The 7,349-nt window shown below is 66.6% G+C and carries 5 protein-coding genes; 4 read left to right on the top strand and 1 reads right to left on the bottom strand.

Annotated features, from left to right (window positions below):
* Nucleotides 1-49 precede the first annotated feature (49 nt).
* Nucleotides 50-1,213, bottom strand: coding sequence for a PAS domain-containing sensor histidine kinase (locus OZ10_RS18570; RefSeq protein WP_039566468.1), 1,164 nt, complete (start codon nt 1,211-1,213; stop codon nt 50-52).
* Nucleotides 1,214-1,370: 157 nt separating this feature from the next.
* Here OZ10_RS18570 and OZ10_RS18565 point away from each other — a divergent pair, with 157 nt between their 5' ends.
* From OZ10_RS18565 to OZ10_RS18550, 4 genes are read left to right on the top strand one after another with little or no spacing between them, the layout of a single operon-like run.
* A complete protein-coding gene (locus tag OZ10_RS18565) occupies nt 1,371-4,547 on the top strand; it encodes a response regulator (RefSeq protein ID WP_039566467.1) in 3,177 nt (1,058 codons plus the stop codon).
* Complete coding sequence (locus tag OZ10_RS18560) at nt 4,520-5,368, top strand: CheR family methyltransferase (protein ID WP_184552432.1); 849 nt, start codon at nt 4,520-4,522, stop codon at nt 5,366-5,368. Before OZ10_RS18565 ends, OZ10_RS18560 begins: the two co-directional genes overlap by 28 nt.
* Nucleotides 5,365-5,949 carry a chemotaxis protein CheB gene (locus OZ10_RS18555; RefSeq protein ID WP_039566465.1) on the top strand — a complete coding sequence of 195 codons (585 nt, stop codon included), beginning with the start codon at nt 5,365-5,367 and terminating at the stop codon, nt 5,947-5,949. The genes OZ10_RS18560 and OZ10_RS18555 overlap by 4 nt, the downstream gene beginning before the upstream one ends.
* A complete protein-coding gene (locus tag OZ10_RS18550; protein WP_039410116.1) occupies nt 5,946-7,070 on the top strand; it encodes a hybrid sensor histidine kinase/response regulator in 1,125 nt (374 codons plus the stop codon). The genes OZ10_RS18555 and OZ10_RS18550 overlap by 4 nt, the downstream gene beginning before the upstream one ends.
* The last annotated feature ends 279 nt before the right edge of the window (nt 7,071-7,349 follow it).

Here is a 7,349-nt window from a genome sequence, read left to right as displayed (position 1 = left end):
CAACTCGCGCAGTTCTTCTTGATCTTCCACCATCAACAGGCGCAGGGATTCAGTCATGCTCGGCCTCCTCGATGGCCGGAAGGAACAGGGTCACGGTGGTGCCGCACCCGGGTGCGGTGTCAAGCTTGACAAAGCCGCCGGATTGGGAAGCAAAGCCATACACCTGGCTCAATCCCAGGCCGGAGCCCTTGCCGACATCCTTGGTGGTGAAAAACGGCTCGCTGGCGCAACGCGCCACCTGCGCCGACATGCCGGGGCCGTCGTCGCGCACCGCGATGCCGACGTATGCACGTGGCACGCCGTGCGGATCGGAGGGCGCCGCGCGCCGTTGCGCGGCAGTGATCAGCTCGATCGCGCCACCGCCGGGCATTGCATCGCAGCTGTTGAAGACCAGATTGAGCAGGGCCGCTTCCAGCTGCCCGGGGTCCACGCGCACATCCGGCAGCGCATCGGCGAAGGTCAGCGACAACCCGACGCCTGCCGGGCAGGCGCGGCGCAACAATTCCAGCGAGCGCGTCACCACCGCGTTGGCCGCGTGACGTTCCGGAATCAGGCGCTGGCCGCGCGCAAACGCAAGCAACTGGCGCGTCAGCAGGGTGCCGCGATCCACGGCGGTCTGTGCGGCCTCCACCAACATGCGGGTGCGCGCATCCTCGCCGGCGCGCAACGCGATCAGGTCGAGGCTGGTCACCATCACGGTGAGCAGGTTGTTGAAGTCATGCGCCATGCCCAGCGTCAGCCGGCCCAGCGCCTCGGTTTTCTGCGAGTGCAACAAGGCGTCCTGGGCATGTTGCAGCAGGCGCTGCGCTTCGTGGCGCTCGGTGATGTCACGGGTGATCTTGGCAAACCCCACCAGCACGCCGAATTCCAGCACCGGCTCGATCACCACGCTGGCCCAGAAACGGCTGCCGTCCTTGCGCACACGCCAGCCTTCGGCGGCAAGGCGCCCCTGGCGCTTGGCAATGTCCAGATTGCGGGTGGGCTCGTCGCGCTGCACGTCTTCGGGAAGATAGAAACGCGAAAAATGCGAGCCGAGCACTTCGGCGGCGGAATAGCCCTTGATCCGCTCGCCGCCCGGGTTCCAGCTGCGAACATACCCGCCGATGTCGAGCATGTAGATGGCGTAATCGGAAACGCTCTGCACCAACAGCTGGCACTGCCGGCTGTCGTGCGACAGCGGGCCCGCGTTGTCGATGACCGTTTCCGTACCCATTTGCGCGAGGTTCCCGGAAAAACGCGCGACGTTAGTGACGTCGCCGTGAAGGGTACGTGCAAGCCAACCCGGCCGCAAAAGCGTCAAAAACCCGGCGATTGGCGCGTGAAAGTTATCGGATACCATGACCGCCCCCCTTCGTCGGTGCGTGCGCCTCATGCAGAACATCTCGACCACACGCGACCGCTGGGTGTGGATCATCGCGGGGGCCTTGATGGCGGGAACCCTGGGCGTGGAGTTGGTGACGCCCCTGGGTTATGCGGTGTGGCTGACCTATTTCATGGCCGTGGGCGTGACCGTCTTCCAGAATCGTCCGCAAGCGCCGCTGGTGGTGGGTGTGCTGTCGTGCGTGCTGCTGGCGATCGGGTTCCAGCTGGCGCCGCCGAGCACCAATTCAAGTTTTTCCTCGATCAACCGCAGCATCGGTGGTGTGTCGTTCCTGGCGATGGCGCTGGTGGTGACGCAGGCAATCCGTGCCCGGCGCCAGGCCGAGTTCGCGCTGTGGCTGCAGCAGGCGGAAAACACCGTCGAGGCGAGCCTGCGCGGCGATCAGAGCCCGGAAGATCTGGCCGACGCCGCCCTGCGCGCGCTGTGCGACACGCTGGACGCGCAGGTGGGCGCGCTGTATCGCATCGAAGGCGAGCGCTTGCGGCTCACCGGCGGCGCAGCGCTGCCGGCAGACATCCCGAAGACCCTGCCGACCAATGCCGGCCAATGGGGCGAGGTGCTGCAGCGTGGCACGGTGCGCCGGGTGCGTGGGGTGGAGGCCGGGCATCTGCAGATAGCCTCCGGGCTGGGCCAGAGCGGATGCACGGAACTGCTGCTGGCGCCGGTCACCGCCGACGGCCGCGTGATCGGCCTGGTAGAACTGGGCCGCGTCACCGACGCGCAGACGGCCGGTTCGCGCGAACAGGAGCTGCTTGCCCGTTGCAGTGAAAACATCGGCCTGGCGCTGCGCACCGCGCTGCTGCGTGCGCAGCTGGTGGCCTTGCTGGAAGAGACCCAACGCCAGAGCGAAGAGCTGCAGACGCAGCAGGAAGAACTACGCGTTGCCAACGAAGAGCTGGAAGAACAAAGCCGCAGCCTGCAGCAATCGCAGAGCGATCTGGAGCAACAGCAGGCCGAGCTGGAACAGACCAACGTGCAGCTGGAAGAACGCACCCAGGCGCTGGAGGCACAGAAACAGGCCTTGTTGATCGCGCAGAATCAGCTGGTGCGCAACAGCAACGAGTTGTCCACCGCCTCGCGCTACAAGTCCGAGTTTCTGGCCAATATGTCGCATGAGCTGCGCACTCCGCTCAATAGCGCACTGATCCTGGCCAAGCTGTTGGCCGACAACAAGGACGGCACGCTCAGCACCGAACAGGTCAAGTACGCCCAGGCAATCCTGTCGTCCAACAACGATCTGCTTGCGCTGATCAACGACATCCTGGACCTGTCCAAGATTGAAGCCGGGCACGTGGAGCTGGCCGACGAAACCGTGGCGACCAATTCGGTGCTGCAGCGGCTGCGCGAGACCTTCGAACCGTTGGCGCGGCAAAAGGGCCTGAGCCTGGAGATCGGCGCCGACGCCGGTGCGCCGACCCAGCTGGTGGTGGACAACCAACGTCTGCAGCAGATTCTCAAGAACCTGCTGGCCAATGCAATCAAGTTCACCGAGCACGGCACGGTGAGCCTGTCGGTGCAGGCGCATGCGCCAGGACGCGTGCTGTTCAAGGTCAACGACACCGGTATCGGCATCGCGCGCGAACAGACGGAGGTGATCTTCGAGGCGTTCCGTCAGGCCGATGGCAGCACGCGGCGGCGCTATGGCGGCACCGGGCTGGGCCTGTCGATCTCGCGCGACCTTGCGCAACGCATGGGCGGCAGCATCGGGGTGGACAGCGAACCGGGACGCGGCAGCTGCTTCACGCTGGAACTGCCCGTCGACGGCGCACCCGCAGAGACCGACACTGCGGCCCAGGCACCCGGCGCGGCCACCGCATCGCCCCCCGTCACCACGGCGCAGCGGCACCCGCACGACGGCGCCCGCGTGCCCGCGCGCAGCCGCGAGGCCGTCGCCATCGCCAGCCCGCCGCAGCCGCTGCCGCTGCCGATTCCTGCGCCCAGCGCCGCGCCGCTGCAACGTGCCGACGACGATCGCGACCAGCGTACGCGCCCCGGGCGGCTGATCATGGCGGTGGAAGACGAGACCCGGTTTGCGCAGGCCCTGGTCGATCTGGCGCATGAACTGGACTTCGATTGCGTGGTCGCGCCCAATGCCGAAGAAGCGCTGCGCCTTGCCGGCGAACTGCGCCCCAGCGGCATCCTGCTGGACATCGGACTGCCGGACGCCTCCGGGCTGAGCGTGCTCGAACGCCTCAAGCGCGACCCGGCCACGCGCCATATCCCGGTGCATGTGGTGTCGGCGCTGGAGCGCAGCCAGATTGCACTGGAGCTGGGTGCGGTGGGATACCTGATCAAGCCGGCCACGCGCGAGTTGCTTGCCGGCGCGATCCGCCAGCTGGAAGAAACCAATGCGCGTGCGGTGCGGCGCCTGCTGATCGTCGAAGACGACAGCGCGCTGCGCGCGAACCTGCAATTGCTGCTGGCGCGCGATCAGCTGGACATCGTGGCGGTCGGCAGCATTGCCGAGGCGATGGAGCAGCTGGCCGGCTCCACCTTCGACTGCATGGTGACCGACCTGGCCCTGCCGGACGGCAGCGGCTACGACCTGCTGGAACGCATGGCCGGCAACGATGCGGTTGCCTTCCCGCCGGTGATCGTCTACACCGGCCGTGCCTTGACGCGCGACGAAGAACAGCGCCTGCGCCGGTATTCCAAGAGCATCATCATCAAGGGCGTGCGGTCGCCGGAACGGCTGCTCGACGAAGTGACGCTGTTCCTGCACAGCGTGGAAGCCTCGCTGCCGAGCGACCAGCAACGCCTGCTCCGCGAAGCGCGCCGACGCGATGCCGTGCTGGACGGCGCAACGGTGCTGCTGGCCGAAGACGATGTGCGCAACATCTTCGCGCTGTCCAGCGTGCTCGAACCGCTGGGCGTCACGCTGCAGATCGCACGCAATGGCCGCGAGGCGTTGGAGCATCTGGCCAAGCACGACGTGGACCTGGTGCTGATGGACATCATGATGCCGGAGATGGATGGCATCACCGCGATGCGGCAGATCCGCGCCAACCGTCAGTGGCAGGACCTGCCGATCATCGCACTGACCGCCAAGGCGATGGCCGACGACCGCGAACGCTGCCTGGAGGCCGGCGCCAACGACTACATCGCCAAGCCCATCGACGTGGACAAGCTGGTGTCGCTGTGCCGCGTGTGGTGCTCGCGGCAATGACTCCGGTGGAGCTGTTCGACCTGGAGCTGCGCGTACTGCTGGAAGCGGTCTACCAGCGCTATCACTACGACTTCCGCGACTACGCGGTGTCGTCGCTGCGGCGACGCATGCGTCACGCGATGGCGCGCTTCGAGTGCGAGCGGGTGGCCGATCTGCAACACCGGCTGCTGCACGAACCGGATGCGTTTGCGCAGGCAATGCAGTTCTTCACCGTGCAGGTCTCGGAAATGTTCCGCGACCCGGCCTACTTCCGCGTGCTGCGCGAGCATGCGGTGCCGGTCCTGCGCACCTATCCCTCGATCAAGCTGTGGGTGGCCGGATGCAGCACCGGCGAAGAAGTCTGGTCGCTGGCGATCCTGCTGCACGAGGAAGGCCTGCTGGAGCGGGCGGTGATCTATGCCACCGACATCAATCCGGAGGCGTTGAACATGGCCGAGGCCGGTGCCTATGGCATCGACCGCATTGCGCAGTTCAGCCGCAACTACCTGGAGGCCGGCGGCCGTGGCTCGCTGTCGGATTACTACACCACCGCCTACGACGGTGCGGTGTTCGACCGCCGCCTGAAGCGCAACATCGTCTTCGCCGATCACAGCCTGGCCACCGACACGGTATTTTCCGAAGTGCATCTGGTGTCGTGCCGCAACGTGCTGATCTATTTCAACCGCAGCCTGCAGGATCGCGCAGTGGGCCTGTTCTTCGATGCGCTGGTGCACCGCGGGTTTCTCGGGCTGGGCAGCAAGGAATCGCTGCAGTTCGGCGCGCATGCACAGGCGTTCGAGACCTGCGCACGCGAGCAGCGCCTGTACCGGAAGGCCGCATGAGCAGTGCAGCGGCGCATCCGCCCTTCGAGGCGATGGTGATCGGCGCATCCGCCGGCGGCGTGATGGCGTTGCAGGCGCTGTTGTCGCGCCTGCCCGCCAACCTGCCGATGCCGGTACTGGTGGTGCTGCATCTGCCGCGCGACCGCACCAGCCACGTGGCCGAACTGCTGGATGCGCGCTGCGCGCTACCGGTGCGCGAGGCCGAAGACAAGCAACCCTTGCTGCCCGGCACGGTCACCATTGCCCCGCCCGACTACCATCTGCTGGTGGAGACCCGCGACAGCCTGGCGCTGTCGATGGATGCGCCGGTGCTGTTTTCGCGCCCGGCCATCGACCCGTTGTTCGAATCGGCCGCGGACGTGTTTGCCGAGCGCCTGCTGGCGATCCTGCTCACCGGCGCCAGCAGCGACGGCAGCGCCGGTGTGGCCGCCGTGCGCGCGGCCGGCGGCACCGCCTGGATCCAGCTGCCCGACGATGCCGCCTCCCCGCTGATGCCCGCCTCTGCACTTGCCCACGCCGGTGCCGATGCGGTGCTGACCCTGCAGGCGATCTGCAGCCGACTGGAAACCTTTCATCCATGAACCTCACCGCGACCGGCCTCGCTGCACACAGCGACGAACCCGCCAAGCTGTTGATCGTCGATGACGTGCCGCAGAACCTGGTGGCCATGCAGGCGCTGTTGCAGCGCGATGGCATCCAGGTGCTGTGCGCATCGTCCGGTGCGCAGGCATTGGAGTTGCTGCTCGAACACGATGTGGCGCTGGCACTGCTCGATGTGCATATGCCGGAGATGGACGGATTTTCGCTGGCGGAATTGATGCGCGGTTCGCAGCGCACCCGGCATGTGCCGATCATTTTCCTGACCGCCTCGCCGAACGATCCGATGCGTGCCTTCCAGGGGTACGAGACCGGCGCGGTGGATTTCCTGCACAAGCCGATCGAACCGCATGTGATCCTGAGCAAGGTCAACGTGTTCATCGAGTTGTACCAGCAGCGGCGGCTGCTCAAGGCACGCAATGCTTCGCTGGAACGCGCGCTCACCCTCAATGAAACCATGATGGCGGTGCTCACCCACGACCTGCGCACGCCGCTGTCGGTGATCCTGCTGTGCGCCGACAAGCTGAGCCTGGACGTGGATGCCGACGGTTCGGCGGCGCGCACGCTCGAACACCTGGAAAACAGCGCACGGCGCATGGCGCGCATGGTCGAACAGTTGCTGGATTTCTCGCGCCTGCGCACCGATGGATTGTCGATGCAGTTCGGTCCCTGCAACCTCGGCGAGGTGGCGCACAGCGTGGTCGGCGAGGTGGCCCAGGCCAACCCGCATACCACCATCGACCTGCGCACCGAGGGCGACCTGGACGGCGACGGCGATGGCGACCGGCTGGCGCAGGTCGTCTCCAATCTGGTGGGCAACGCGGTGCTGCACGGCGGCCGCCACCCGGTGCAGGTGCATCTGGACGGCCGCGAGCGCGACGTCGTGCGGCTGTCGGTACGCAATGCCGGGCACATTCCCGACAGCCTGATGCCGCGTCTGTTCGAACCGTTCAAGGCGAGTTTCCACGCCAGCCAGGGCTTGGGCCTGGGGCTGTTCATTGCCGATCAGTTCGTCAAGGCGCACGGCGGCACGCTGCAGGCCCGCAACGAGGACGGCGACGTGGTGTTCGAAGCCAGGCTGCGGCGGCACAACCTGGCGGCATAACCGCCGCAGGCGTTGCGCTGGGTAAGACCGCGCGTGCCTGCACCATCGCGCGTGACCAAGGCGGCTCCGTGCTTGATGCATTTGTCGACGGCGGCAACGGCGGCCGGGCCGCCTGACGCCCGGCTGTGCGCTGCCGCTGGCGGACTGATCCTTTGCTAAATCCAGCAGTGATCGGCGGGCAATCGCCCGCTGGGCGAGCTCGACACGGCACATGTCTTATGCGAGCGCGAGCAGTGCTCGGCAGCGCAATGCGCCGTATGCTCGCCAGCAAGCGCACCG

The organism is Xanthomonas cannabis pv. cannabis (genome assembly GCF_000802365.1).
GTDB classification, from domain to species: Bacteria; Pseudomonadota; Gammaproteobacteria; order Xanthomonadales; family Xanthomonadaceae; genus Xanthomonas; species Xanthomonas cannabis.
This window is presented reverse-complemented; position numbering and strand designations above follow the sequence as displayed.

Excerpts from the sequence above, each read along its gene's own strand:
- OZ10_RS18550 (WP_039410116.1), top strand. The coding sequence starts at position 5,946 with ATGAACCTCACCGCGACCGGCCTCGCTGCACACAGCGACGAACCCGCC.
- OZ10_RS18565 (WP_039566467.1), top strand. The coding sequence starts at position 1,371 with ATGCAGAACATCTCGACCACACGCGACCGCTGGGTGTGGATCATCGCG.
- OZ10_RS18555 (WP_039566465.1), top strand. The coding sequence starts at position 5,365 with ATGAGCAGTGCAGCGGCGCATCCGCCCTTCGAGGCGATGGTGATCGGC.
- OZ10_RS18570 (WP_039566468.1), bottom strand. The coding sequence starts at position 1,213 with ATGGGTACGGAAACGGTCATCGACAACGCGGGCCCGCTGTCGCACGAC.